The following is a 2,031-nucleotide window of genomic DNA, read 5'->3' as shown; positions in this document are numbered from 1 at the left end:
CACTCGGCACTGACCAAGGCCGGTTTCCTGCGCACGCCTGAACACAAAACCCCAGTGTTCGCACGTTTTTCCACGGTGCAGGGCCCGCGTGGTTCCGGCGACACCGTGCGTGACGTGCGCGGTTTTGCCGTGAAGTTCTTCACCGACGAAGGCAACTTCGACCTGGTGGGCAACAACATGCCGGTGTTCTTCATCCAGGATGCGATCAAATTTCCTGACTTCGTCCACGCGGTGAAACCCGAGCCTCATAACGAGATTCCTACCGGCGGTTCGGCCCACGATACGTTCTGGGACTTTGTTTCGCTGCAACCGGAATCCGCGCACATGGTGATCTGGGCCATGTCCGACCGCGCCATTCCAAAAAGCCTGCGCGCCATGCAGGGCTTTGGGGTACACACCTTCCGTTTGATCAATACCGAAGGTAAGTCCAGCTTCGTGAAGTTCCACTGGCGTCCAACAGTCGGCACCTGCTCGCTGGTATGGGATGAGGCGCAAAAGCTGGCCGGTAAAGATACGGACTACCACCGTCGTGACCTGTGGGAAGCGATTGAAAGCGGCGATTACCCTGAGTGGGAGCTGGGCGTACAGATCGTGGCCGAAGAAGACGAGCACACGTTTGATTTCGACTTGCTCGACCCGACCAAGATCATTCCAGAAGAACTGGTACCGATCACGCCGCTGGGCAAAATGGTGCTCAACCGTAACCCGGACAACTTCTTCGCTGAAGTCGAGCAGGTTGCGTTCTGCCCGGGTCACATCGTGCCGGGCATCGACTTCACCAACGACCCATTGCTGCAGGGCCGTCTGTTTTCCTACACCGATACCCAGATCAGCCGACTGGGCGGGCCGAACTTTCATGAGATTCCAATCAACCGGCCTGTCGTGCCTTTTCATAACGGCCAGCGCGACGCTCAGCATCGCACCGTGATTGATAAGGGTCGTGCGTCCTACGAGCCAAACTCTATTGATGGTGGTTGGCCGAAAGAAACCCCTGCTGGTCCTACCGATGGTGGCTTTGAGTCCTACTACGAGCGCGTCGATGCCAACAAAGTACGTGAGCGCAGCGAATCCTTCGGTGACCATTTCTCCCAGGCGACGCTGTTCTACAACAGCATGAGCCACCACGAGAAAGAGCACATTATCGCGGCCTACAGTTTTGAGCTGGGCAAGGTGGAGCGCGAGTTCATCCGTGCGCGCCAGGTCAACGAGATCCTGGCCAATATCGACCTGGAGCTGGCCAAGCGCGTTGCGCAGAACCTGGGCTTGCCGGCGCCGACCAAGGGCACCGTGCCTGCCCGTGAAACGTCGTTGAAAGAATCGCCAGCCTTGAGCCAGGTGAACTTGCTGTCGGGCGATATCAAAACGCGCAAAGTGGCGATTCTGGCAGCCAACGGCGTTGATGGTGCGGCCATTGACGCGTTAAAAGCCGCGCTTGAAGCTGAAGGCGCCCATGCCAAGTTGCTGGGGCCTACTTCGGCGCCGGTGACCACCGCGCAGGGCAAGACGCTGCCGGTCGACGCCTCGATGGAAGGCATGCCGTCCATTGCCTTCGACGCAGTGTTTATCCCGGGTGGCAAAGAGTCCGTGAAGGCGCTGAGCGGTGATGGCGTGGCGTTGCATTACGTACTGGAAGCCTACAAACACCTGAAGGCGATTGCGGTAGCCAGCGATGTGAAGCCGTTGCTGGACCTGCTGAAACTGGAGGAGGATGCGGGGTTGATCGTGGGCGCGGATGCCAAGGCGTTCAAGGCCTTCTTTGCGGCGATTGCCCAGCATCGAGTGTGGGCGCGTGAGCCGAAATCCAAGGCGATTCCGGCTTAACTTATCGGTTGTTTGTTAGATCGTCATCGCAGGCAAGCCAGCTCCCACACTGTTCAAATGTGCGAGCTGGCTTGCCTGCGATGCTTTTAATCCGCCTTGCGCGGAATCAGCACAACCTGCGCCGGAATATGTTTCAGGATTTGCCGGTGAATTTTCAGGTCATACCCCGAATCAATTCGCTTCACCCGCTTGGTCAATAACGTGGCCAGC

The 2,031-nt window shown here is 58.0% G+C and carries 1 protein-coding gene; it reads left to right on the top strand.

Annotated elements, in window-relative coordinates:
* The coding region (gene katE / locus BKD70_RS22345; RefSeq protein WP_070415416.1) for a catalase HPII at positions 1-1,821 on the top strand (1,821 nt) is incomplete at its 5' end.
* Positions 1,822-2,031 lie beyond the last annotated feature (210 nt).

It is taken from the genome of Pseudomonas sp. BS-2016 (assembly GCF_001806145.1).
GTDB lineage: Bacteria > Pseudomonadota > Gammaproteobacteria > Pseudomonadales > Pseudomonadaceae > Aquipseudomonas > Aquipseudomonas lundensis.
The sequence above is the reverse complement of the archived record's forward strand: the minus strand, read 5'-3'. Positions and strand labels throughout refer to the sequence as shown.